This is a genomic window from Acinetobacter sp. YH12099 (genome assembly GCF_013419195.1).
Lineage (GTDB): Bacteria > Pseudomonadota > Gammaproteobacteria > Pseudomonadales > Moraxellaceae > Acinetobacter > Acinetobacter towneri.
The window spans coordinates 12,225-37,105 of the sequence record NZ_VPAP01000010.1 but is presented as its reverse complement, the minus strand read 5'-3'; the positions used below and the strand labels follow the sequence as shown (position 1 = coordinate 37,105).

At 42.2% G+C, this 24,881-nt stretch carries 19 protein-coding genes and 1 pseudogene; 12 read left to right on the top strand and 8 right to left on the bottom strand.

Annotated elements, in window-relative coordinates:
- Positions 1 to 50: 50 nt before the first annotated feature.
- From FTU39_RS07730 to FTU39_RS07720, 3 genes are all read left to right on the top strand, one after another.
- Positions 51 to 1,421 carry a uracil-xanthine permease family protein gene (locus FTU39_RS07730; protein ID WP_004972426.1) on the top strand — a complete coding sequence of 457 codons (1,371 nt, stop codon included), beginning with the start codon at positions 51 to 53 and terminating at the stop codon, positions 1,419 to 1,421.
- A 65-nt stretch (positions 1,422 to 1,486) separates the two neighbouring features.
- A complete protein-coding gene (locus FTU39_RS07725; protein ID WP_180051964.1) occupies positions 1,487 to 2,524 on the top strand; it encodes a methyltransferase in 1,038 nt (345 codons plus the stop codon).
- Complete coding sequence (locus tag FTU39_RS07720; protein ID WP_136144722.1) at positions 2,521 to 3,984, top strand: amino acid permease; 1,464 nt, start codon at positions 2,521 to 2,523, stop codon at positions 3,982 to 3,984. Before FTU39_RS07725 ends, FTU39_RS07720 begins: the two co-directional genes overlap by 4 nt.
- Before the next feature lie 441 nt (positions 3,985 to 4,425).
- Here FTU39_RS07720 and omp38 read toward each other — a convergent pair whose 3' ends face one another.
- On the bottom strand, positions 4,426 to 5,463 hold the full coding sequence (gene omp38, locus FTU39_RS07715) for an outer membrane protein Omp38 (RefSeq protein ID WP_180051963.1): 1,038 nt from the start codon (positions 5,461 to 5,463) through the stop codon (positions 4,426 to 4,428).
- 375 nt (positions 5,464 to 5,838) lie between these two features.
- On the opposite strand from omp38, the gene FTU39_RS07710 reads away from it, so the two are divergent.
- A complete protein-coding gene (locus FTU39_RS07710) occupies positions 5,839 to 6,357 on the top strand; it encodes a GspH/FimT family pseudopilin (RefSeq protein WP_180051962.1) in 519 nt (172 codons plus the stop codon).
- A gap of 128 nt (positions 6,358 to 6,485) precedes the next feature.
- Positions 6,486 to 7,661, top strand: coding sequence for a thiolase family protein (locus tag FTU39_RS07705; RefSeq protein WP_180051961.1), 1,176 nt, complete (start codon positions 6,486 to 6,488; stop codon positions 7,659 to 7,661).
- Between the two features lie 131 nt (positions 7,662 to 7,792).
- Here FTU39_RS07705 and FTU39_RS07700 read toward each other — a convergent pair whose 3' ends face one another.
- The 4 genes from FTU39_RS07700 to FTU39_RS07685 all read right to left on the bottom strand — a co-directional run bounded on the left by FTU39_RS07700 (position 7,793) and on the right by FTU39_RS07685 (position 12,606).
- The gene (locus tag FTU39_RS07700; protein WP_004972441.1) at positions 7,793 to 8,779 is read right to left on the bottom strand and encodes a diaminopimelate dehydrogenase; all 987 of its coding nucleotides are present in this window, start codon (positions 8,777 to 8,779) and stop codon (positions 7,793 to 7,795) included.
- Between the two features lie 307 nt (positions 8,780 to 9,086).
- Complete coding sequence (locus FTU39_RS07695) at positions 9,087 to 9,572, bottom strand: DUF934 domain-containing protein (protein ID WP_180006101.1); 486 nt, start codon at positions 9,570 to 9,572, stop codon at positions 9,087 to 9,089.
- Complete coding sequence (locus FTU39_RS07690) at positions 9,565 to 11,208, bottom strand: nitrite/sulfite reductase (protein WP_180051960.1); 1,644 nt, start codon at positions 11,206 to 11,208, stop codon at positions 9,565 to 9,567. Before FTU39_RS07690 ends, FTU39_RS07695 begins: the two co-directional genes overlap by 8 nt.
- A 237-nt stretch (positions 11,209 to 11,445) precedes the next feature.
- A complete protein-coding gene (locus FTU39_RS07685; RefSeq protein WP_180051959.1) occupies positions 11,446 to 12,606 on the bottom strand; it encodes a CaiB/BaiF CoA-transferase family protein in 1,161 nt (386 codons plus the stop codon).
- 209 nt (positions 12,607 to 12,815) lie between these two features.
- On the opposite strand from FTU39_RS07685, the gene FTU39_RS07680 reads away from it, so the two are divergent.
- From FTU39_RS07680 to FTU39_RS07665, 4 genes are all read left to right on the top strand, one after another.
- Entirely contained in the window at positions 12,816 to 13,826 is a 1,011-nt protein-coding gene (locus FTU39_RS07680) for an AraC family transcriptional regulator (protein ID WP_004972448.1), read from the top strand.
- A gap of 229 nt (positions 13,827 to 14,055) precedes the next feature.
- Positions 14,056 to 15,261, top strand: a complete 1,206-nt coding sequence (locus FTU39_RS07675) for an acetyl-CoA C-acetyltransferase (protein WP_180051958.1) — start codon at positions 14,056 to 14,058, stop codon at positions 15,259 to 15,261.
- 11 nt (positions 15,262 to 15,272) lie between these two features.
- Positions 15,273 to 17,408 carry a 3-hydroxyacyl-CoA dehydrogenase NAD-binding domain-containing protein gene (locus FTU39_RS07670; RefSeq protein ID WP_180051957.1) on the top strand — a complete coding sequence of 712 codons (2,136 nt, stop codon included), beginning with the start codon at positions 15,273 to 15,275 and terminating at the stop codon, positions 17,406 to 17,408.
- A gap of 171 nt (positions 17,409 to 17,579) precedes the next feature.
- Positions 17,580 to 17,912: a hypothetical protein gene (locus FTU39_RS07665; protein WP_004972453.1), complete on the top strand. Its 333-nt coding sequence runs from the start codon at positions 17,580 to 17,582 to the stop codon at positions 17,910 to 17,912.
- A gap of 112 nt (positions 17,913 to 18,024) precedes the next feature.
- Here the strand turns inward: FTU39_RS07665 and FTU39_RS07660 are convergent, their stop codons facing one another.
- Both FTU39_RS07660 and FTU39_RS07655 read right to left on the bottom strand, forming a co-directional pair.
- The gene (locus FTU39_RS07660; RefSeq protein ID WP_004972455.1) at positions 18,025 to 18,447 is read right to left on the bottom strand and encodes a GNAT family N-acetyltransferase; all 423 of its coding nucleotides are present in this window, start codon (positions 18,445 to 18,447) and stop codon (positions 18,025 to 18,027) included.
- A gap of 23 nt (positions 18,448 to 18,470) precedes the next feature.
- Positions 18,471 to 19,690: pseudogene (locus FTU39_RS07655) on the bottom strand (SAM-dependent methyltransferase).
- A gap of 107 nt (positions 19,691 to 19,797) precedes the next feature.
- Between FTU39_RS07655 and FTU39_RS07650 the strand changes: the two are divergent.
- Positions 19,798 to 20,445, top strand: coding sequence for a hemolysin III family protein (locus FTU39_RS07650; RefSeq protein WP_004972459.1), 648 nt, complete (start codon positions 19,798 to 19,800; stop codon positions 20,443 to 20,445).
- 185 nt (positions 20,446 to 20,630) lie between these two features.
- Complete coding sequence (locus FTU39_RS07645; RefSeq protein WP_131260737.1) at positions 20,631 to 21,944, top strand: MFS transporter; 1,314 nt, start codon at positions 20,631 to 20,633, stop codon at positions 21,942 to 21,944.
- 66 nt (positions 21,945 to 22,010) lie between these two features.
- Here the strand turns inward: FTU39_RS07645 and FTU39_RS07640 are convergent, their stop codons facing one another.
- On the bottom strand, positions 22,011 to 23,021 hold the full coding sequence (locus FTU39_RS07640) for a metallophosphoesterase (RefSeq protein ID WP_179990561.1): 1,011 nt from the start codon (positions 23,019 to 23,021) through the stop codon (positions 22,011 to 22,013).
- A 176-nt stretch (positions 23,022 to 23,197) separates the two neighbouring features.
- On the opposite strand from FTU39_RS07640, the gene FTU39_RS07635 reads away from it, so the two are divergent.
- On the top strand, positions 23,198 to 24,808 hold the full coding sequence (locus tag FTU39_RS07635) for a phospholipase D family protein (RefSeq protein ID WP_257224404.1): 1,611 nt from the start codon (positions 23,198 to 23,200) through the stop codon (positions 24,806 to 24,808).
- Positions 24,809 to 24,881 lie beyond the last annotated feature (73 nt).

The following is a 24,881-nucleotide window of genomic DNA, read 5'->3' as shown; positions in this document are numbered from 1 at the left end:
GCTGTGTAACTCGATTAGAATAGCGCCACTTTTGCAATTTTTTATGACTCATGTCTGATTTAAACCACTCTCCCCACCCAAAAGACCAGCTCGATTTGGTCTATGGTCTGAATGACCGTCCAAAACCATTCATCGCTTTTTTAGCAGCTTTTCAGCATTTACTGGCAATTATTGTTCCAATTGTCACACCAGGTCTCTTAATTTGCTTGGCTTTAGGTGTTTCCAAACAAGATACCAACATGATCTTGTCAATGTCTTTGGTCATTTCAGGCATTGCAACCTTTTTACAATGTAAAAAAGTCGGCCCTTTTGGTGCAGGTTTGCTCATTGTGCAAGGCACCAGTTTTAACTTTATTGGCCCAATCATTGGTATTGGCTCTGCTATGGTCGCCGCAGGCACACCTGTTGAATCGGTCATGGCGGCAATTTTTGGCGTGGTCATTGCAGGTTCGTTTATTGAAATGGGCGTATCGCAAATTTTACCGTGGGTCAAAAAGCTGATTACCCCATTGGTCACTGGTATTGTGGTACTTCTCATTGGTTTGACCTTAATTAAAGAAGGTTTAATCAGTATGGGCGGTGGCTACCAAGCCATGAGCAATAATACCTTTGCCAATACCGACAACCTGATTATGTCGTGTACCGTCTTGGCAATTATTATTATTTTGAACCGCATCAATATCACGTGGATTAAAAGCTCTGCCATTTTAATTGCCTTGGTGATTGGTTATGCAATGGCAGGCATGATGGGTCATCTCGACTTTTCAGGTCTGAAAGATGCCCCTCTGGTACAAGTGCCGACTCCGATGCATTTTGGACTGGATTTCTCTTGGAGCTTATTCATTCCATTGGCATTTATTTATTTGGTGACGTCATTAGAAGCCATTGGTGATATTACCGCGACCTCTAAACTCTCCAATCAACCTGTCGATGGCCCACAATGGATGCAACGCATTAAAGGCGGTGTATTGGTAAATGGCGCTAACTCATTCTTGGCAGGGATTTTCAACACCTTTCCAAGTTCGGTATTTGCCCAAAATAATGGCGTGATTCAACTTACAGGTGTTGCTAGCCGTTATGTCGGCATCTGGATTGCTGCCCTACTCATCATTTTAGGTTTACTTCCTGCAGTTGCAGGTGTGATTCAGGCTGTGCCTCAAGCCGTACTAGGTGGTGCTGTGATGGTGATGTTTGGTGCCGTTGCCGCTTCGGGAATCAATATTCTTTCAGGTGTCGCTTTAGATCGTCGTGCCTTACTGATTATTGCAATTTCATTGGGCTTAGGCTTAGGTGTTGCACAAGTGCCACAAATTCTGGAACACTTACCTGAATTATTCCGTAATATTTTCAGTTCAGGCGTTGCAACAGGCGGTATTGCAGCACTCATTTTAAATATTGTGCTTCCTGAAACTAAAAAGTAATTGCATGTCCAAAAAACACTGTCTGAGCTGAACTTGGGCAGTGTTTTTCTATTGGAGAGAGAACCATGAACCCCCAAAGCGAAGTTTTACTCAGACAATATGACTATTTGTCTGGTCGCGTTCTACTGATCAATGCCCCGACCGATCAACTCCTCGCAGAATTGGGTGACTCAATCCAAACTTCTGTTTGGACATGGAATTTTAACGACTATCAATACTTTCAAAATCAACAGGCACAAGTGCATTTTGGTGCAGAATTGCCTGTCGGTGAATTTGATCAGGCTGTTATTTTTGTACCGAAATCTAAGGAACTGCTCAATTACCTGATTCACACCATTGCCGCACAACTCCCACAAGGCAGCAGCGTATTTTTAGTCGGTGAAAAGAAAGCAGGAATTGAACGGGCTGCAAAGCAATTACAACCTTATGGCAAAACACTCAAACTAGATAGCGCCCGCCACTGCCAACTATGGCAGCTGATTTTAGACTGCAAGGTTCAAACTAAAACCTTAGCAGATTGGGCGAAAAACTATACAGTTGCTACACCTAAAGGTGATTTACAAATTAGTGCCTTGCCGGGTGTATTTAGCCAAAAACACTTGGATGTTGGCACGGCTGTATTATTGCCTTATTTGAATCAGGTTACTGCTGGAAAAATTGCAGATTTTGGCTGTGGCGCGGGTGTGATAAGTGCTTACTTAGCCAAACTTAACCCTGAAAATCGTATTTTTGCTTTAGATGTCGATGCCTTTGCTTTAGCGTCAACGCAAATGACGTTTGAAAAAAATCAGCTCAATCCACAACAACTTGAAATTAAAGCCGTGACAGGCATTGAAGATGCACCGCTATTTTTGCATGCCATCGTGAGTAATCCCCCGTTCCACCAAGGCATTCAAACACATTACGATGCCAGTGAAAATCTGTGTAAAACCTCACGTCGTCATCTGAAATCGGGTGGTGAACTTTGGATTGTGGCCAATCGCTTTTTGAATTATCCACTCTTAATTGAACAAAGTTTCGGTCAATGCACAATCAAGGCAGATCAACAAGGCTTTAAAGTGCTGTTTGCCAGCACGCAGAAAAATACAAAGGAAGTAGGATGAGCGACTCACACAACAGTAGAAAACTGCAGCGTAAGCTCGGTGCGCGTCATTTAAACATGATCGCCATTGGTGGCTCAATTGGTACAGGTTTATTCCTTGCTTCAGGTGCGACCATTGCTAATGCAGGTCCTGGTGGCGCCTTGCTTGCGTATGCCCTAATTGGCGTCATGATTTATTTTTTGATGACCAGTCTAGGCGAACTTGCAACGCATAATCCAACTTCAGGCGCGTTCTTTACCTATGGCAGTAAATATGTCGAAGGTGGTTTCGGTTTTGCACTAGGTTGGAACTATTGGTACAACTGGGCTATTACCGTGGCATTTGAATTGGTTGCGGTGCAATTCATCATGAAATTTTGGTTTCCTGATATTCCTGGCTTTTACTGGAGTGCATTATTTTTAGCGGTGGTTTTCGCAATTAACGCATTAACCGTCAAAGGTTTTGGTGAGTCTGAGTTCTTCTTTTCTTTGGTCAAAGTACTTGCGATTGTGGCATTCATCATTATCGGTATTTTTATGATTGTCAAAATCATGCTCAACCCTGATGTTGCTACATTTGCCAATTGGAGCAAAGGCGAAGCGCCATTTGTAGGTGGACTATCTGCCTTAATTGGTGTGGCGATGATTGCAGGATTCTCATTTCAAGGTACTGAAATGGTTGGCGTTGCAGCGGGTGAATCTAAAAATCCTAAGAAAACCATTCCTATTGCAATCAAACAAATCTTCTGGCGTATTTTGTTGTTTTATATCGTGTGTATTTTTATTATTGGTACCTTAATCGCCTATGATGACCCACGTTTACTTCAAGCAGCCGCCACCGATAACATTGCACTCTCTCCGTTTACTTTACTATATGAACAGGCAGGCTTTGCCTTTGCCGCAAGTGTCATGAATGCAGTAATTTTAACTGCGATTCTTTCTGCTGGTAACTCGGGTATGTATTCATCGACCCGTATGCTATTTGATATGGCACGTAAAGGCAGTGCACCAAAAGCTTTTGCCCGCTTGGATGCTCGTGGCGTCCCAATGAATGCACTGTATGCCACAACAGCAATCGCTGCACTATGTTTTTTAACAACATTTATTGGCGAAAAACAAGTATTTAACTGGCTTCTGAATATGTCAGGCATGTGTGGTTTTATCGTTTGGCTCGGAATTGCTGTATCGCATTATCGCTTCCGTAAAGGCTATTTGGCACAAGGCTACAAACTTGAAGATTTAGATTACCGCGCTAAATTTTTTCCTTTTGCGCCATGGTTTGCCTTTATTTTGTGTGCAATTGTTGTATTAGGGCAAAACTACCAAGCAGTGCTTGAAGGTGAATGGCTCGCAGTTTTATCGACTTATATTGGTATTCTTTTGTTCTTGGTCATTTGGTTAGGCTATAAATGGAAACACAAAACCAAACTGATTGCATATCAGGAGATGGATGTGAAACCACTACACCCTGATCATGACTAAAGTAAATCTTCTTCTATTGCACTTCATTTGAGAAGCTAAGAATCTAAAACAGCCAACATTTGGCTGTTTTTTTATGGCGTAAATTTAAGACAAATTTTATTTTAAAGCAATTTCGTTATTGATAATACGGCGAGAAATCACGCCACAAACTGCTCAATGTTGATTTTCATAATCGCTAATCAACTACTTGATTGACTGAGATACATCAAGTCTATATGTCTTGTCTAAAAAATTTGACTTAGTTTAGGGTTCAACAGACCAAAATATTAAGTACTATCAGCCCCTACTCTATTTACCCTTTATTCTGCAAGATCATACTTTTACAGTATTTTTAAAGCATATTGAATATGGATCATTTTAGGCTCTCTGATCGATACACGCCATAAAAAATAAGCATAAAAAAACGACTCCGAGGAGTCGTTTTTTTCAACTTAACTCAAATTATTGAGCTTGTTGTTCAACAGTCACTGTACGGCTGCCAGTGATCGTCGCGAATACACGACGGTTCATAGCACGACCTTCTTTAGTGTTGTTGTCAGCAATCGGTTGATCCCAAGCGAAACCTTGAGTAGACAAACGAGCTGGATCTACATTGTATTCATTTACAAGTGAAGATTTAACAGAGTTCGCACGCGCTAAAGATAAACGTTCGTTCAATGCACGTGGACCAGTGTTGTCAGTGTGACCTTCGATGCGAGCAGTAGCGTTTGGATATTCAACTAACTTCTCTGCAACTTTAGCGATTTCTGGCTTGTACTGATCTTTGATGTTTGATTTGTTCGTATCAAAGAACACACGAAGTTCCATGTTCAGGTCTTCAGTCAACTCTTGTGGAGCTGGTTGAACTGGAGCAACGGTTTCAACTGGGGCAACTTCTACTACAGGAGCAGCTGGCTTCAAGTGACCGCCAAGAACTACGTTAAGACCAGCTAAAGCTGTGTAGTTCCAGAATTTTTCGTCAAAGTGGTAAGTACCACGTGCTTCTGTACGAAGAGATAAAGCATCGTTCAAACGGAAGAACGCACCAACACCGGCATTACCTAAAGTACCTTCTTCACCGTCACGGTATGCCAAAGCAGGGTGATCAAAATCATACTTATAGTGACCAGCACCTAACAATACGTATGGCTTGATTTTGCTGTCATAGTTTTTTGTGATCAAGTCAGAAGTCGCATAGAAGTTACCTGCGATGTTCTTCGCTTTATATTCACCACGGTTTGTATCAACATCACCTTTCACTTGGCTATATTCTGCTTCAAAACCTAACCAAGGAGTAAGCTCAACACCAAGCGCAGCACCTACGAATAAATCATCCTGTAGTTCTGGACCATTTGTTAATTCCCCATCACTACCGCCATTGTTATGCTGTGTATCAAACATAGTATAACCAAGCATTAATGGGGTAACAGTTACGCCCGCGTTTGCAGCAGCTAAAGGAGCAGCTACGAGCATTGCTAATGCAATACGACTCATTTTCATGGATTTATCCTCCAGAGATAACAATTGTTGTTCAAGCTCAAGCCTAAATTTTCGACTACCCTGAGATAGGCTTTCTTATACCCCAGTATTATTTTTAAGCTAGTCACTTTGAATCATACAAACACTTTTTTACTTTTCCAAGTGCTTGATAATTTTAATCAAGTAAATTATTGACAAAATTACTTACAATTTCCGTTGTAATTCGGTAACTTTTTACTCAATTATTTGGTGCGAATAGCCTATCTTTCTTGCGGTTTATTCTAACACTTTCACGAAAAGTTGTTTAGTAATTATTATACAACACATAAAGTGCTATAAAACAACAAATTACTCAAATTAATCATAAAAAAACATAACAATAACAGGTATAGACTTATGTCAAATATAAGCAAAAACGGCTTCACGCTGTTTGAATTGATCGTCACGTTAGCAATTAGTGCGATTTTAGTCATGATTGCCCTGCCCTATTTTCATCAGCTGATGGCACAACAAGAACTCAAGCGAATTCAGTATTCATTACAGTCCAGCCTGAAAATAGCACGCTCTCATGCCTTCACCCATCATAGCAATGTGGTGATTTGTCCTACGCAAAACTTTGTTCAATGTAGCAAGCAAAACTGGAATACTGGATTTTTGATCTTTATGGATCGCAATCGGAACCGCCAAATTGATGAAAATGAATACATTATTTATACAGAAAAAACTGCACTCAAATATGGAAATTTAGATTGGCGTGGCACCTTAAACATCCCCAGTGTGACTTTTAATGCACAACAAGGACTCCCAATCGGTTCAAATGGCAGCTTTTTCTATTGTTCATCCACGGTATCGAATCACCGTTTGGTACTGAATAAAATGGGCATCACTCGAACAGAATTTACTTCAGAATGTTAACTTAGTAGTCTAAAGTTCGGTACTCGCTGTCACTTTATTCTCATGATTTTTTGCCTATACTGCTGAGGCAAGGTATCGCATACCCATACATCAGCATAACAATGCACAGAACAATTTGGAGAATATAAATGACTGATATCGTGATTGTGAATGGCGCTCGTACTGCCATGGGTGGTTTTCAGGGCAGTTTAGCCACACTGACTGCACCTGAGCTGGGTGCAGCAAGTATTCAAGCCGCAATTCAACGCGCAGGTCTGCAACCCACAGATATAGAAGAAGTCATTATGGGCTGTGTTTTGCCTGCTGGCCTAAAACAAGGTCCTGCACGTCAAGCTATGCGTCAAGCAGGTTTACCAGATTCAACAGGTGCAGTGACCATCAATAAACTGTGTGGTTCGGGCATGAAAGCTGTCATGCAAGCTGCCGATGCAATTAAAGCAGGTTCTGCTTCCATCATTGTTGCAGGTGGCATGGAGTCGATGAGTAATGCACCTTATATTCTGACTAAAGCACGTGCAGGTTACCGCATGGGACACGGTGATGTGAAAGATCACATGTTCTTAGATGGCTTAGAAGATGCAGAAACAGGGCGTTTAATGGGCTCATTCGCACAAGATATGGCCAATAGCAAAGGCTATACCCGTGAACAAATGGATGATTTTGCGATTCGCTCTCTCAAACGCGCGCAAACTGCCGTAAATGAAGGCTATTTCGCTGATGAAATCGTCCCTGTGACAGTTACAACTCGTAAAGGCGATGTCATTGTAGATAAAGATGAACAACCTTTTAATGCCAATATTGAAAAAATTCCAACACTTCGTCCAGCTTTTGCCAAAGATGGCACAATTACCGCAGCCAATGCCAGCTCAATTTCGGATGGCGCTTCGGCTTTAGTCCTGACATCTGCAGAAAATGCAGCAAGCAAAGGTTTGCAACCATTGGCGAAAATTGTGGCTTATGCCACCAATTCACAACACCCATCTGAGTTCACCATCGCCCCTGTTGCTGCGATTCAAAAAGTATTGGATAAAGCAGCTTGGCAAGTTGCAGATGTAGATTTATGGGAAATTAATGAAGCTTTTGCTATGGTCACCATGTGCCCAATGGATGAGTTCAAGCTTGATCCTGAAAAAGTGAATATTAACGGTGGTGCATGTGCGCTTGGGCATCCTGTGGGTTCTACAGGTTCACGTATTATCCTAACTTTGATTCATGCGCTTAAACGTACAGGTGGCAAGCGTGGTGTGGCTGCTCTCTGTATTGGTGGTGGTGAAGCAACTGCGGTCGCGATTGAATTACTTTAAGTGCCTTGCAACCCCTATTTCGTAAAGAGGGATTGAGGTAGATTGAATAAAGTCATTCCCTAACCCTTCTTTATTCAAAAAGTAAAAAGACGAATCATTGATTCGTCTTTTTGCTTATAGCTTTAAAAAGTTTAGAGCAATTCTGCACGCAACTGTTCAGGCGATTTCATTGACAATAAACCTGGCGCAACATCATAAGCAGTTTTTGCACCATATTGCTGCATTTGGTTTAAACGATAGCAAGCACGTGCATAAGCCACCAAAATACTCGCGGTAAACTCAGGATTGCTGTCTAACTTCAATGAGAATTCAAGCACTTGTTTTTGTTCATCGCTAGTATTGCCACTGCGAATGACAAAACCACCATGTGGCATGCGTTGGTGATCTTTGGCTAAAGTCGCTTCATCAATGAAATTTACGGTTGTGTTGTAGTCAGCGAAATAATCTGGCATGGTCACAATCGCTTGCTCTACCGCAGCAGCATCGGCACCTTCTGCAAGTACGACATAACATTCACGAGTATGTTTATCTTTGGTGCTTAATACAGGACGCGCACCGCTACGCACTTGTTCAATGGCATCATTCGATGGAATGGTATATTGCACACCTGCTTTTACACCATCAACACGACGAATGGCATCTGAGTGACCCTGACTTAAACCTTTACCCCAAAAAGTATAGGTTTCACCATCAGGTAACAACGCTTCACCAAATAAACGATTAATCGAGAACATGCCTGGATCCCAACCAATTGAGATGAGTGCAGTTTTCTTGTTCGCTGTCGCAGGTGCATCTACAGATGCATAATATTCAGGAATACGTGCATGCGTATCGAAACTATCGACAATATTAAATTGGCTCGCCAGTACTGGACCTTGTTGTGGCAAGTCGTCTTTTGAACCACCACATAAAATCAGCACATCAATTTTGTCTTGAAAATCTGACAATGAATCCATGTGAAACACTGCTGTTTCAGCAAAACATGGTGAAACGCTTTCAGGCGCACGACGGGTAAAAATACCCACCAATTGTAAATCTGGGTTTTTATGAATCGCCGTTTCAACACCACGACCTAAGTTGCCATAACCAGCAATACCAATACGGATAGAATTTTGCATAAAGACAAATCACTTCATCATGAAAAAATTGAAAAATAAATCAGAGGATAATCACATCAAATTATCGTCTTGATTGATTTTTGATAATGTAAAAATAACGCCTACATAAGACTGCGATGCTACATCAGCGTGCTTATACTACAGCACTTTACGGTAAATTAAATCATTAAGAAGTGCGATAAAACAAGCCGTTTGATCATTTTAAGGCAAACAAAAAGCCTGCACATGGCAGGCTGTTTGTAAATGTGTGAACCGTGATATTTCGATAAAATCTATCTACATTTCGATGAAATCCATCATCAATATATTACGCACCTGTTTGATAATTTGGTTTTGGCACTGCGGTAGAAGCTTGATAAGGATGGGTAAAGTCCGCCAAACCTGCTGCAGCTTCTTGCACATCTTTACCTTCTTTAATCACGAAAGTATCGAAACCTGCACGCTTCATATAATTTAAGACGTCTTTAAAGACATCACCGACTGCGCGAAGTTCACCCTGAAAGCCTTGACGGCGTAACAATGCCGCAAAAGAATAACCACGGCCATCGTTAAAACCTGCAAATTCAATAAAAATCGCATCCAGTTCTGCCAATGGAAATTCATGGTTTTCAGGCGAAGCATCTACCGTTAAATATAGGGCTTTTTTACCTGAAATTTGTGCCAACTGATCAAGCTGTTCAACGCTGAGCACCACATCACCTTGCGGTAATGCTGCATCTTCAGCAATCACTTGATAAGTATTGTCTGCAATCGTGCCATCTTTTGCGAGCACAGGTAGTGCAGTATTAAGCATAAGCGCGCTCCTTAAATGGTTGAATGCCGACACGGCGATAAGTGTCGATGAAATCTTCACCTTCACTACGCAAATCTAAGTAGGTATTTAAAATTTCTTCCACCACATCAGGAATCACTTCAGCAGCAAAAGATGGCCCTAAAATATCACCGATTGACGCATCATGGTCTGCATGCCCGCCCAAAGTGATTTGGTAGAATTCCGCGCCTTTTTTATCGACACCTAAAATCCCGATATTACCAACGTGGTGATGACCACAAGCGTTCATACAACCTGAAATATTTAAATCCAGTTTGCCAAGATTATAAATGGTATCCAAATCATCAAAACGGCGTGAAATGGCTTCTGAAATTGGAATAGATTTGGCATTGGCAAGTGAACAGAAATCACCACCCGGACAGCAAATAATATCGGTAATAAAGCCAATATGCGCGCGCGCCAAGTTATTGGCATCGAGCACTTGCCACAATGCAAACAGGTCTTTTTGTGGCACATCTACCAAAGCAATATTTTGCTCATGCGTGGTGCGCAATTCACCAAAGGTATATTGATCGGCTAAATCTGCAATCAAATTCATTTCTTCTGTCGTCATGTCACCCGGTGCAACACCTGCACGTTTCAATGAAATGGTGACAATACGGTAGCCTTGTACTTTGTGCGCATTGGTGTTGATGTTGAACCATTGCTTGAATTTTGGATACTGTGCAAACAGCTCGCTAAAATCTTCATCGGCATAGTTTTGATAAGCAAATGGCGTGAAGTTTTCATCCATTTTTTGCAAAGTTTCTGCATCAATTTTTAAGGTTTTCACCGTATGTGCAAATTCAGCTTCAACTTTTTCTGCAAATACTGCTGGCGTTAAAGCTTTTACCAAAATTTTGATACGTGCTTTATATTTATTGTCGCGACGACCATGCAAGTTATAAACACGTAAAATAGCTTCTAAGTAAGCAATCAAATCTTCACGTGGCAAGAATTCACGAATCACACTACCAATAATTGGCGTACGGCCTAAACCACCACCCACTTTAATTTGGTAACCCGTTTCACCTGCCGCATTTTTAACAATATAGACGCCAATGTCATGAAATGCAGTCGCAGCACGGTCAATTTCTTCCAGTGCAGACACCGCAATTTTGAATTTACGTGGCAAGAAGGCAAATTCAGGGTGGAAAGTCGACCACTGACGAATTAATTCACAGGTTGGACGTGGGTCAGCAATTTCGCCCGCCACGACACCTGCATACTGGTCTGTGGTGGTATTACGAATACAGTTACCCGAAGTCTGAATTGCGTGCATTTGTACGGTTGCAAGCTCTGCCAGCATGTCAGGCACATTTTCCAGTGCAGGCCAGTTAAACTGAATATTTTGACGTGTTGATACGTGCGCATAGCCACGGTCATAGTCTTTGGCAAGCTGCGCAACTTTACGCAATTGCTTAGAGTTCATCAGACCGTAAGGCACCGCAATACGCAACATTGGCGCATAGCGTTGTACATACAAACCATTTTGCAGACGCAATGGACGATATTCATCCTCAGTCAATTTGCCTGCTAAATAACGTTCCGTTTGGTCGCGGAACTGTGCAACACGTTCATTAATCAGTTGCTGATCGAAATCAGTATATAAATACATGGCGTACAGCTAGTCATTTCTATTATCACGGCTGACAGCATAGCGAGATTCAATCTATCAACAAAATGTGTTTTTTACATATTTATTAGCGATTTTATTGATAAGCCATTGCAACATCACAGCCTGTAAGCCTTTGCCAAAATTTACAGGCTTTTTATAGAGCTATCACAAAATAGTGCATGCTTTAGCACTTTTTCTGCTAAAGCATCTATTCGAACTTTTATTGATTACCTGTGGTTATGACTTGGCTTTATCTTCATCCTGATTTTTAGTCTGAGATGACCACTGCCCTGCGCCCAAAGCCTGCCCGATATAATCGTAACGCATTTGAGAACGTGAAAATTTAATTGGACACGCCAACTGAGTTTCAGTTTTTTCGGCATTCTGCTGAATAGGAACTTCTACTGTCCAACCGCGTTGCTGTGCCAAAGGTGAATGTAAGGCTTCATCTAAAGTGAATACAGGTTCAACGCAGACATCATATTGCGCGAATACCTGCTGCCATGTGGCAAAACTTTGTGTTTTAATTTTATCTTGAATAGCGTGTTTGACTTGCAAGCGCTCTTGCGGATCTAAAGATGCCCCTTTTTCCAAAAGTATCGGTAAGTTTAAAATCTGTGCCAAACCCTGCATAAACTGCGGCTCTAAACTACCGACTGAAAGATAACGGCCATCTGCTGTTTCATAATAGTCATAATAGGTGCCACCATTTAAGTAAGATTGCTCAGCATATTGAGGAACCTGTGCCGCCAAAACTGCTGAAGCGGCCATATTGTTTAAAGTCGCAGCGCAATCGGTCATCGAAATATCAATATACTGCCCTAAACCACTGCACTGACGTTCTATCACTGCACTTAAAATCGCCACCAAAGCATGCAATGATCCACCTGCTACATCGGCCACTTGAATCCCGAGCGGTGGCGGCCCACCCGCTTGCCGTCCACTATGCCCCGCAATGCCAGACAAGGCTAAATAGTTGATGTCATGTCCTGCCCTTTTTTGATAATCGCCTGTTTGTCCATAACCTGTGATGGAACAATAGATCAGTCGCGGATTAATTTTTGCCAAGCTGGCATAGTCCAGCCCTAAACGCTGCATCACGCCTGGTCTAAACTGTTCCAATACAATATCGAATTCGGCAATTTTATCGTGAATAAGCTGAATACTTTCGGGGGATTTTAAATCCAAAGTAATTGACTGTTTATTCCGATTCAAATAACTGTGCGAAGTCGCTTGTCCATTGGCATAGGGCGGAAATAAACGAATTAAGTCAGGACGGGTTGCCGATTCAATATGAATCACCTCTGCACCCATATCCGCCAAATACAAACTGGCAAAAGGGCCGGGCAATAAGGTAGAAAAATCTAAAACTTTTAAACCGCTCAGTGCATGTGTCATTGTTGTGATTACTCGATTTTTACTGATTTTCCGTTCATCTTATAAACAGCAAAACTGTAACACAATGTCATGTTCAGCCATTTACCTTGATCATTTCGGCAATTTATTATGTAAAATAAGTAAAATTGGTATTGTAAATTGCCAATTTCAATTTTTAGCGTCATTTAGGTCAAGCTTACGTGAATACAAAAGAGACTGAAGGATTTAACATGAGCAGAGATACCATTAGTATCCATTTTGTAAATGCAGCGCTCACGGGTGTTAAGCGACTCGGCATGGATGTCGAAACCTTATTATCTCATGTCGGTATTGAGGCAGAACTTCTGCGCCAACCGAAAGCACGTATTTCACCTGAACAATATACTCGCTTTATTAAAATGTTGTGGATGGTGACCCAAGACGAACACGTGGGTTTTGATTCTCAGCCACGTCGTTTGGGTACATTCGCGATCATGTGCCAATTGGTAATTCACGCCAAAACACTGGGCGATGCCTTAGAACTCTCTTCGCAATTCTACAAACTGTTTGGTGATGATTGGTCGGTTACCTTAGAACGTGATAAACACGAAGCACGTTTGGTACCATCTATTCCACAAGCTATGGATCCTGATCACTTTATTACTGAAAGTATGTTGATGATTTGGCACGGCTTGGCATCTTGGCTGATTGAACGTCGCCTGCCTTTGGAGCGCGTACATTTTGGCTATCCACGTCCTGCACATGCAGATGAATACGATGCGCTGTTCTTTGCGCCTGTCATGCAATTTGACATGCCACGCACCGAAATTACCTTTGCTGCCGACTACTTGGATTTACCAATTCGTCAAACCCAAGAAACCTTAGACGAATTCTTAAAAACCGCGCCTGCGCAATTGTTGGTGAAATTCAAAAACACCAATTCTTTAACTTCGCGTATTCGTGACGTGTTAAAGAGCCAAATTGGCGAAGAAATGCCAACCTTGAACGATGTTGCATCCATGCTGTACCTATCGCCACAAACCTTGCGTCGTCGTTTGGCTGCAGAAGGTAAAAGCTATCAAGGGGTAAAAGATGCATTACGCCGTGATGCCGCGATTCACCTATTGCTGAATCCTGAACTTACCCTTGAAGATGTGGCACAACAAGTTGGCTTTAGCGAAACCAGTACTTTCCACCGTGCTTTCAAAAAGTGGACTGGCGTCACACCTGGTTTATACCGTCAGTTGCACGGTTATCATTAATTTAGAATCGACAATTCACAATAACTCGTAATTCCAATCGATTGCCCTTGCACACCGCAAGGGCTTTTTTTATCGCTCTATTATAGTTTCAATCTTTCTGCCAAATTACTGCGTCATCCCAATTAGCAAAAAACCTCACTGACCTGTACCGTTCTCGTCATTGCACTTCAAAATTTTCAGATTACACTCAAAAGCAATCATAAAGAAAACTATCGACAAGGGATTGATTATGAGCGAGGCCTACATCATTGATGCTATTCGCACTCCGCGCGGCAAAGGAAAAAAAGATGGCGCATTACACGAAGTTAAACCCATTCGCCTACTCACAACCTTATTGAATGAATTGCAACAACGACACAACCTAGACACCTCACAAGTAGACGATATTGTTTTGGGTTGTGTCACACCAATTGGCGATCAGGGTGCAGATATTGCCAAAACCGCAGCGATTGCCGCAGGTTGGGACAATGATGTTGCTGGGGTACAAATCAACCGCTTTTGTGCCTCAGGTTTAGAAGCCGTGAACCTCGCAGCGCAAAAAGTTCGTTCGGGTTGGGAAGATTTAATCGTTGCAGGTGGTGTGGAATCTATGTCACGCGTGGCAATGGGTTCCGATGGTGGTGCTTGGGCATTCGACCCTGAAACCAATATGGCTTGTGATTTTATTCCACAAGGTATTGGCGCTGACTTAATTGCCACACTCGATGGCTATAGCCGTACAGAAGTCGATCAATTTGCAGCAGCATCACAGCACAAAGCCGCAGCAGCACAAGCACAGGGACATTTCGAGCGCTCGATTGTACCTGTCAAAGATCAGGCAGGTGTGGTGATTTTGGCACAAGATGAATTTATCAAACCACAGACCACGGCTGAAAGCTTGGCACAGCTCAAGCCGAGTTTTGCCAATATGGGACAAATGGGTTTTGATGCGATTGCCCTGCAAAAATATCCTGAAGCAGGACAACTCAATCATGTGCATCATGCAGGCAATTCATCAGGTATTGTTGATGGCGCGGCATTGGTCTTGATTGCATCGGAACAAGCGGTACAACAACACAACTTAAAACCACGCGCCAAAGTGCTTGCTACCGCACTGGTTGGCACAGACCCTGCCATTATGCTCACAGGACCCGCGCCTGCAGCACGCAAAGCCTTAGCCAAAGCAGGACTGAACATTGAAGATATTGATCTGTTTGAAGTCAATGAAGCCTTTGCAGCCGTGGTTCTGCGTTTTATTACAGAACTTCAGGTTGATCCCGCCAAAGTCAATGTGAATGGTGGTGCTATTGCCTTGGGTCATCCACTTGGCGCTACAGGTGCCATGATTTTAGGCACCTTACTGGACGAGCTAGAACGACAAGATAAAAAACGCGGCATGGCTACATTATGTGTAGGCGGTGGGATGGGAATTGCCACCATTATTGAGCGAGTATAAGGAGTATAAAAATGAGCGCCATTCACTATTATAAAAATGCCGATAACATTGTCATTCTAACCTTTGACTCACCAAATCAATCTGCCAACACCATGAATGCTGACTTTAGAGATGCATTAGCGCAAGTGGTACAAAAGTTAAAAGCAGACGAACAAGTGGCGGGAATCATTTTCGCCTCTGCGAAAAAAACCTTTTTTGCAGGCGGTGACTTAGATGAGTTGATTCAAGTACAGCCTGAGCATGCCAGCTCATTTTTTCAGATGATTGAAAGCCTAAAAGCACAGCTGCGTTATATTGAAACCCGTGGTATTCCTGTGGTAGCTGCCTTAAATGGCACGGCACTCGGCGGCGGATGGGAACTTGCTCTGTGCTGTCATCATCGTATTGCAATTCGTGATGCAAAAACCAAGTTTGGTTTACCCGAAGTGACTTTAGGTTTATTGCCTGGTGGCGGTGGTATTGTGCGGATGGTACGTTTATTGGGTTTACAAACTGCCCTGCCGCTGTTGATGGAAGGCAAACAGCTGAGTGTGGAAAAAGCACAAAGTTTAGGTTTAATCCATGATCTTGCTGAAAATGAAACAGAATTACTCAGCAAAGCCCAAGACTGGATTCTTGCACATCCTCAATCACAACAAGTATTTGATGTCAAAGGCTATAAAATCCCTGGGGGAACACCATCTACACCTGCTGTCGCGCAAATGCTTTCCATTGCTCCTGCCATGCTACGCGACAAAACCAAAGGCTGTTACCCTGCGCCTGAAGCAATTTTGAGTGCAGCAGTAGAAGGTGCGCAGGTTGATGTCGATACAGCCTTACGCATTGAATCTCGCTATTTTACCCAGCTCGCAACAGGTCAAATTTCTAAAAATATGATTGGCACCTTTTGGCATGGGCTGAATGCGATTAAATCGGGCAGTGGCCGTCCGCAAGGCATTGCACCGCATCAAACTCAAAAAGTCGGCATTTTAGGTGCAGGCATGATGGGCGCAGGCATTGCTTATGCCACAGCAAGCAAAGGCATTGCGGTTGTTCTTAAAGATGTATCCATCGAACAAGCTGAAAAAGGCAAAGCTTACAGTCAAAAACTATTGGATAAACAAGTATCGCAAGGTCGTATAAGTGCAGAGCGAGCAGCACAAGTCTTAGCCAATATTCATCCAACGGCACAGGCTGCCGATTTACAAGGCTGTGATTTGATTATTGAGGCGGTATTTGAAAATCCTCAACTCAAGGCGCAAGTCACACAAGAAGCCGAAGTTTTTCTGGCAGAACAAGGTGTGATGGCATCCAATACCTCAACTTTGCCAATAAGCGGGCTTGCCCAAGCTGCGCAAGATCAACAGCGCTTTATTGGACTGCATTTCTTTAGTCCTGTCGATAAAATGCCGTTGGTAGAAATCATTAAAGGAAAAAACACCTCTGCCGATACTTTGGCAAAAGCATATGACTTTGTGCAACACATTGGTAAAACACCGATTGTAGTCAATGACAGACGTGGCTTTTTTACCAGTCGGGTGTTTGGCACTTTTGTGCAGGAAGGCTTGCGCTTACTGGCAGAAGGCGTACATCCTGCCAAAATTGAAATGGCAGCTTTAAAAGCAGGTATGCCTGTTGGCCCACTTGCTATTCAGGATGAAGTATCTTTAACCTTATCTGAACACGTGGCACAGGAAGCACGTAAGGCGCTGCAAGCCGAAGGAAAAGACCGACCACTGTCGAGTGCAGATGAAGTCATTCAAACCATGATTCATCAATTCTCACGTAAAGGCAAAGCTGCAGGTGCAGGCTTTTATGACTACCCTGAACAGGGTAAAAAACAGCTTTGGTCGGGATTAAGTCATTGGTATCAAAATACCGAAATCGCTGAACAAGAGATGATTAACCGTTTCTTATTTGTACAAGCACTGGACAGCTTACGTTGCTTGGAAGAAGGTGTTTTAGAATCTGTCATTGATGCCAATGTTGGTTCAATTTTTGGCATTGGCTTCCCTGCATGGACAGGTGGTGCTTTACAATTTTTGAATCAATATGGTTTAACACAGGCTTTGGCACGAGCACAGCAACTTACTGCTGAATATGGCGAGCGTTTTACCCCACCTAAAATCTTGCAAGATCGTGTTGCTGCAGGTGCTAAAAGCATTTAAAGCTAAACTTTAAATTTAAAGCAATCTGGGAGGGATATATCATCCCTCTTTTTATTTGCTCAAAATTACAATGAATATCCCTGCATAAATAGAATTTAATCCGTTTTTCATGCATTTTATGTTATAAAGTTACATAATTTTAAGATTTAGATTCAAATTGGGTAGATGCACATGACCGAACGCCTTACTCCTGAAAAATCACCTTGGGGTTGGAAAGCACTCTTTATTTTCTGTATTTTGGGTGGAATTTTCATGTTTATTTTCTGGTTAGCGGTCACGAATGAACCTGACTACATGCCTAGCCAGCAACAAAAGCAGAATACTCAGCAACACGCCTTTAAAAATGCGCCAGCTATGTCACAAGAAGCATTGGCAAAAGCACAAGCAGATCGTGAAGCACGTGAAGCTTTGGCTGCTGAAACTGCAGATGCACACGGTATGACTGAAACAGAACATGCCAATATGCCTGAAAACCATGAGCCAGCACCCGCACATGGACATTAATATGCGCTAGCGGCTCTGTTCATACAGTTTATAAAAAGAAATCGCCATGATCACATTCCATCATGGCGATTTTTATTTTGCACGATTAAAATCAGGACTATCGACAATTCATTTAAAATATCAATCGCATATCTACATGCGGAATACCACAATCTAAATACGACTCACCCTCAACCTGAAAACTCAAACTTTGATAAAACGGAATCGCGTGTTCCTGCGCAGACAACTTGACCCACGGACGTTGCTGCTGCTTTGCCACCTGAATAATATGCTGCATTAAAACACGTCCCACACCTAAACCGCGCTGTGATTTCAACACTGCGACCCGTCCAATACTGTGATTTTCCAGTAAACGTGCTGTTGCAATCGCCTGTCCAGTTGCATAGACCACAAAATGCAAGGCAACTGCATCTTGTGCATCCCACTCATCTTCAGGCGCAATTCGCTGTTCCTGAATAAAGACTTGCTCACGAATAGATTTGGCCTCTGCAGCAAATTGTGTCCAAGTGCCCGATTGAATTTCATAATCTTGCATCTTTATATCCTGTTCCATCTTGCTTAGCACTTAGAACCAATGCCCTGTTGATCCCACTGATCGTTCAACAACAACTCCAAAGAATGTTTTGAATACCGTACATGGTTTTTAAATCACGAATTTGTGCCAAAACTGCTTGATCAGGTTCACTCCAATTTTGACGTTTGGTTGCCAAAATCATTTTGTTTTTACTGGTGTGTTCTAAAGCGACAAACTCAAAAACTTTGGTGTCATAACCATAGGCTTTGAGCAATAAAGCGCGGATGGTATCGGTTAACATTTCCGCCTGTTGCCCTGCATGAATGCCAAATTGCAGCATCGGTTGCAACACGCTTGGGCTTTGTAATTGTGGACGCAACTCTTTATGGCAACACGGCGCGCACATAATCATTTGTGCATTCAGGCGAATACCAGTATGAATTGCAAAATCGGTGGCGACATCACAGGCATGCAAAGCAATCATTACATCTAAATGTTCTGGCTGATAGGTGCGCACATCGCCCTGAAAAAAATCTAGCTGCTGAAAGTCTGAAGCACTCGCCACCGACTGACAAAACTCAACCATTTTCGGGTTTAGTTCCACCCCAGTCACAAAGGGAATAAATTGCTGCTTTTGCAAATAGTCATAGAGCGCAAAAGTTAAATAGCCTTTGCCTGAACCAAAATCCACCACGCGCAAGGTATTTTCCGAAATTTTGATTTGCGCCAAGGCACCCGAAAAAATTTCAATAAATTTATTAATCTGTTTCCATTTCCGCGCCATGCTCGGAATAATTTGCGCTTTGGCATCGCTAATCCCCAAGTGTTGTAAAAATGGGCTGGATTGATCGACATAACGCTGCTTTTCTCGGTCATGTCCTTGTGGTTCTTTCGGTTTCGCTATAGTCGGTGCTGTTTTACTGATGCTAAGCATGGCTTTCTTTTTGTTCTTTTTTAGCTGAATTTCCTGATCTGTCGTGAATAAATTGGCCTGTTTACAATCTGCCAATAAGTGACTCAATTGTATCTGTGCTTCTGCCAAAGGATAGTTTTTGGTGATATCCTGCGTTTTATGGCGATACAAACAAGTTAAAACGGTGTCTTGATTTAGCTGAATCACCCGTAAGGTGATTTTTTCTAATTGTTCCAGTTCGCCTTTATATTGACTCAGCACCACACGATCAAGCTTTTGTGTATCAATGGCTTGCTGAAAAGCCTCTAAGAATTGTTGTTCCTGCACAGAGGGAGAAGCCAAAGTCGACATAATAAAAACCTGAAAAAATTACAATTCAAGTTTAATTGTTATTACCCTAAAAGCAAAATTGAATTACGATACAGTTGTATAATTAAAGAAATTAAAGCAGATTCGCCATGAAATTAAATGCCCCTTTAGTGCCTGATTATGACCTGCAAGAAGAACGGATTAACTATCTGAGCCATGGTGTTGGTGCGGCTTTGGCATTTATTGCAGGTATTCTTTTAATCATTAAAGGTGCGTATTTAAGTACGGGACAATGGCTAGGTTTGTGGGCCTATGCAATAAGCATGGTACTGCTTTTTTCTGCTTCAATGCTGTATCACATGGCAACCGCAGCAGACCGTCGTTATTTTTATAAAAAGTTAGATCACACCGCAATTTATTATTTAATTGCAGGGACTTATACCCCATTTTTATCCATCGCGATTCCTACTCAAAAAGCACAATATTTGTTAATTGCCCTGTGGATTATTGCCCTGATTGGCACCCTATTTAAACTGGTATTTATCAACCGTTTTCATAAAATTTCTTTAATTGCCTACTTGGTGATGGGTTGGTTAGCCGTTCTGGTCATGGACGATATGCAAGCCTATTTAAGCAGCCAAGCCCTGACCTTTTTGCTAATTGGCGGCATTGCCTACACCGTGGGTGCATTGTTTTATGCCTTAAAACGCGTAAGATATACCCACGCAATTTGGCATGTATTTGTCTTAATTGGTGCAGGCGCACACTTTCTGGCAATTTATCTGTATGTGATTTAACGCTGAATATCGCTCATGTCTTACAGATAAAACGATCAGATTTGAATGGTGTTCATGGATGCAGTTTTGTAACCGACTTCTTGTTCAAAAAAGTATAACTACAAGAAGTATCTACTATTTTTCTGCCAGTGCGGTCTGTGCCAAATTGCACTTTCATTTAAAATTCACTTTACATAAGGTCCTGTATGGCATCTTCATCTACTGCTGCCGCTGAACAGCCGACTCAAAATTCTAAATTTCGAGTACTGACTGCAAGCTTGGTCGGTACCACCATCGAGTTTTTTGACTTTTATATCTACGCCACTGCGGCAGTCATTATTTTCCCGTATCTGTTCTTTCCGATCAGTACTGACCCAATGACGGCAACCATTCAATCTCTCGCCACCTTTGCAATTGCCTTTATCGCCCGTCCAATTGGCGCAGCTTTATTTGGACATTTAGGAGATCGGATTGGACGCAAAGCCACTTTGGTCGCGGCATTATTGACCATGGGAATTTCTACAGTCTGTATTGGTTTACTGCCGACGTATGCACAAATTGGGATTATCGCGCCATTACTGTTGGCGTTGTGTCGCTTAGGGCAAGGTTTAGGCTTGGGCGGTGAATGGTCGGGAGCAGTACTGTTAGCCACAGAAAATGCCCCTGAAGGTAAACGTGCTTGGTATGGCATGTTCCCACAATTGGGCGCTCCGATTGGTTTTATTCTTGCCACAGGTTCATTCCTTATTTTAGGTGCGCTGATGTCTGAGCAAGACTTTATGACATGGGGCTGGCGCATCCCGTTTATTTCGAGTGCCTTATTGGTGATTGTCGGTTTATGGATTCGCTTAAAACTGCATGAAACGCCTGCCTTCCAAAAAGTGTTGAATAAACAAAAAGAAGTCAATGTGCCATTTATTCAGGTCTTTAAAAAACACGCTAAAATGTTAGTGCTCGGTACAATCGCTGCAATTTGTACCTTTGTGGTGTTTTATCTGACTACGGTATTTGCCTTGCAATGGGGCACCAAACAACTGGGTTATTCACGTGAAGAATTCTTAAAACTTCAACTACTAGCCACATTGTGTTTTGCTGCTTTTATTCCCCTCTCAGCCGTTTTAGCCGAAAAATTTGGACGTAAAACCACCTCTATCGCAGTGTGCATCATCTCTGCAATTTTTGGCTTATTTTTTGCCGATATGCTTGCTTCAGGCAGCACGTGGATTGTATTTATTTTCCTGTGTATTGGCTTGGCAATTATGGGACTTACTTACGGGCCCATTGGTACAGTATTGTCTGAAATTTTCCCAACATCTGTACGCTATACAGGCTCCGCACTCACCTTTAACTTGGCGGGTATTTTTGGCGCATCGTTTGCCCCACTCATTGCCACCAAACTTGCCACCACTTATGGCTTGGCTGCAGTTGGTTATTATTTAAGTGCAGCATCCATCTTGTCTTTAATCGCATTTTTAATGATTCGAGAAACCAAGCATGATGATGTAAATAATCAAATTTAAGCGCAAAAATTGCATCAAAAAACCAGCCTCGGCTGGTTTTTTTCATGTAGGCGATGGTGACGGTGCTTACAATAATTCAATAATATCAATCGTGGGCGGCACACCAAAACGAAAAGGAACACCGACCATTCCTGTCCCTACAGTCACAAATACATCGGCATGATCATGGCGATATAACCCCTTTTTATGCCCTAAAATAGATACTTTTTTCATCACATAATCGGTCAGCCACGGCAGTTCAACCTGCCCACCATGGGTATGTCCTGCCAACATCAACGGACGTGTCGGCAATTTTGGCACCATATCCACTGTATCGGGGTTATGTGATAACAACACCCACGGCTTATCCTGAGGTAAATCGGGCATATAGCGCATGTCGGTTTTACCTGCCCATAAATCGCCAATACCGAGCAAACGAAACTCATCAAACTCGACAATTCTACCTTCAATATCAATCACGTTATTTTGTTCTAAAGCCGTTTTTAACAGCTCTTGAATGGGCGGGCCAGGATACTGCTCATCATGATTACCATTTACCGAATATACAGGCGCACAAATTTCTTTTAATACCGCCAATTCTTCGACCAATTTATTTTCAGGCTCATAAGTCCAGTCGCCTGCTACAACGACAATATCGGGGTTTTGCAAATTGAGTTTTTTCACAATTTGCTTCAATTGACGCTCATGCCCAGAAAACAAGCCAATATGTAAATCTGCAATTAAAGCAATTTTGACAGGCTTTAATAAACGGCGATCTGCATAAATTTGATATTTGGTAGTTTTGACTTGAATCAAATGCGGTTCAATAAAACGCGCATAGCTCAACACAGCACTGACTAAAAATACAAAAATCGCTTCGTGGATGGAGTAATAGCCCTGAATACCCGCATAGACACTAAAAAAAACCAAAGGCGGCAACAGGTAAGACAAATAAAATACCAACAAATGCACAAAGGCCTTAAACGGGTGAATGGTTTCTGTATTGGCCTGACTGCGCCATGCTTGCGAAACTGCCCACAGCGCCAAAATTGCCATACCCATATAGAAATACAACACGACTGAATCGTTATCCCACATATTTATTCTCTATTACTTCATACTTCTGCTATTCAATGCTGCGCTAAACCCAGATGTCGCATTTAACCCACACACGTCATATATCTGTATTGTCATATTTATCTTTTCATAGCTGACAATTATACTCAAACCCTATTTTTAACTTATTTGCTCCTCGTGCTAAAAAGGAATTTAATTTGGCAAACCGCAGCTCATCCGCTCCATTTCAAAATATTCGGCACAACGTCTTGTGGCTGAGTTGCGCCTTCGTTTTGACACTCTCAGGCTGTAGCACGCTGCCCAAACAGATTGAACATCCGATCCGGATGGCGTTTGAAACCCCAACCGATCAAACCAGTTTGGCCAAAATTGTACTGCCGCTACGCGAAAAATATCCGCAGCTTACGGGTTATCATGTCCTGTATGATCCGCTCGAAGCCCTAGCAGCACGTATCTATCTGATTAATAAAGCAGAAAAATCTTTAGATTTACAATATTATATTTGGGATAACGATAAAATTGGCGCGCTTGCACTACACGCCATTATTCGTGCGGCAGATCGTGGGGTGAAAGTCCGCTTATTGGTCGATGATAACAATGCCAAAAAAATGGAAGGCATTTATCTCGCGCTCGATCAACACGTCAACATCGACATCAAACTGTATAATCCATATCGCTTTCGACATTATCGTGCCATGGACATGATTTTGGATTTGAAGCGTATTAACCGTCGTATGCACAACAAAAGCTTTATTGCCGATAACCAAATTTCTCTGATTGGTGGGCGCAATATGAGCAATCAATACTATAACGCCAGCGACAATTATCAATTTTCTGATGTCGATGTGATGTTAGTCGGCTCGGCTTCGGATGAAATTATTCACTCTTTTGATGAATACTGGAATGATGACTATGCTTATTCAGTCAAGCAATTGGTCAATCCACAACATTACACCTTGCGTTATGAAAGCTTAAAACAGCAATTAGAACAGCACGATCAAGAAGCCACCGTACAAAATTATTTAGATTTGGTGACTCGTTCTAAAGCGATTGAACAGTGGATGACGCATAGTATTAAGTTCGATTGGGTCAGTGCTGAAGTGGTCAAAGATGCGCCGAGTAAAATTAAAGACCGCGCCTCAAAAGAAGAACATCTCAACTTTCAATTGCTGACGCATTTAGAGAAGCCAAGCAGTAGTGTCGATATTATTTCTGCGTATTTTGTCCCCGAACAATCGGGGGCAGAAAAACTAAAAGACTTGGCGGATGATGGCGTTCAGGTACGCGTACTGACCAACTCCTTTAAAGCCAACGATGTTCCTGTGGTGCATGCTTTTTACGCCAAATATCGAGAAGATTTATTGGCAAATAACGTGCAGCTGTATGAGTTTTTGGCGCGACCTGAAATGGAAAACCTAAACACACATACGCACGAAATTTCCAAAAAAGCCAAAGTCAGTATGAAAGGTTTAAGCCGTTCTAGTTTACATGCCAAACTCATGGCATTGGATGAAAAACAGGTATTTATTGGTTCGTTTAATTTTGACCCACGCTCGGCATATTTAAATACTGAAATTGGGGTGATTTTAAACAGTCCGCCATTGGCTCGCGCAGTTCACCACACCATGGATGTCAATTTGTCCAAATATGCTTATAAACTGGTTTTGGATGCACAGCAAAACATTCAATGGCACATGAAAAATCCACAAGGCGAAACTCAAATTCTGAAAAAAGAACCAGGGATGAAATGGTATCAACGTGCGACAATGAAAATTACCTCATGGCTGCCAATTGAAGGCTTTATGTAGCAACATAATATTGAAGCTGTTGGATGATGACCATTATTCTTAAAAAAATGTGATGTGCTTAGGCTATCTTTAA

What these genes read in the sequence shown, in the direction of transcription:
- FTU39_RS07690 (WP_180051960.1), bottom strand. Translation starts at nt 11,208, where the DNA reads ATGTATTTATATACTGATTTCGATCAGCAACTGATTAATGAACGTGTT.
- FTU39_RS07660 (WP_004972455.1), bottom strand. Translation starts at nt 18,447, where the DNA reads ATGCAAGATTATGAAATTCAATCGGGCACTTGGACACAATTTGCTGCA.
- FTU39_RS07700 (WP_004972441.1), bottom strand. Translation starts at nt 8,779, where the DNA reads ATGCAAAATTCTATCCGTATTGGTATTGCTGGTTATGGCAACTTAGGT.
- FTU39_RS07705 (WP_180051961.1), top strand. Translation starts at nt 6,486, where the DNA reads ATGACTGATATCGTGATTGTGAATGGCGCTCGTACTGCCATGGGTGGT.
- FTU39_RS07695 (WP_180006101.1), bottom strand. Translation starts at nt 9,572, where the DNA reads ATGCTTAATACTGCACTACCTGTGCTCGCAAAAGATGGCACGATTGCA.
- FTU39_RS07650 (WP_004972459.1), top strand. Translation starts at nt 19,798, where the DNA reads ATGAAATTAAATGCCCCTTTAGTGCCTGATTATGACCTGCAAGAAGAA.
- FTU39_RS07675 (WP_180051958.1), top strand. Translation starts at nt 14,056, where the DNA reads ATGAGCGAGGCCTACATCATTGATGCTATTCGCACTCCGCGCGGCAAA.
- omp38 (WP_180051963.1), bottom strand. Translation starts at nt 5,463, where the DNA reads ATGAAAATGAGTCGTATTGCATTAGCAATGCTCGTAGCTGCTCCTTTA.
- FTU39_RS07720 (WP_136144722.1), top strand. Translation starts at nt 2,521, where the DNA reads ATGAGCGACTCACACAACAGTAGAAAACTGCAGCGTAAGCTCGGTGCG.
- FTU39_RS07730 (WP_004972426.1), top strand. Translation starts at nt 51, where the DNA reads ATGTCTGATTTAAACCACTCTCCCCACCCAAAAGACCAGCTCGATTTG.
- FTU39_RS07640 (WP_179990561.1), bottom strand. Translation starts at nt 23,021, where the DNA reads ATGTGGGATAACGATTCAGTCGTGTTGTATTTCTATATGGGTATGGCA.
- FTU39_RS07680 (WP_004972448.1), top strand. Translation starts at nt 12,816, where the DNA reads ATGAGCAGAGATACCATTAGTATCCATTTTGTAAATGCAGCGCTCACG.
- FTU39_RS07645 (WP_131260737.1), top strand. Translation starts at nt 20,631, where the DNA reads ATGGCATCTTCATCTACTGCTGCCGCTGAACAGCCGACTCAAAATTCT.
- FTU39_RS07670 (WP_180051957.1), top strand. Translation starts at nt 15,273, where the DNA reads ATGAGCGCCATTCACTATTATAAAAATGCCGATAACATTGTCATTCTA.
- FTU39_RS07725 (WP_180051964.1), top strand. Translation starts at nt 1,487, where the DNA reads ATGAACCCCCAAAGCGAAGTTTTACTCAGACAATATGACTATTTGTCT.
- FTU39_RS07665 (WP_004972453.1), top strand. Translation starts at nt 17,580, where the DNA reads ATGACCGAACGCCTTACTCCTGAAAAATCACCTTGGGGTTGGAAAGCA.
- FTU39_RS07685 (WP_180051959.1), bottom strand. Translation starts at nt 12,606, where the DNA reads ATGACACATGCACTGAGCGGTTTAAAAGTTTTAGATTTTTCTACCTTA.
- FTU39_RS07710 (WP_180051962.1), top strand. Translation starts at nt 5,839, where the DNA reads ATGTCAAATATAAGCAAAAACGGCTTCACGCTGTTTGAATTGATCGTC.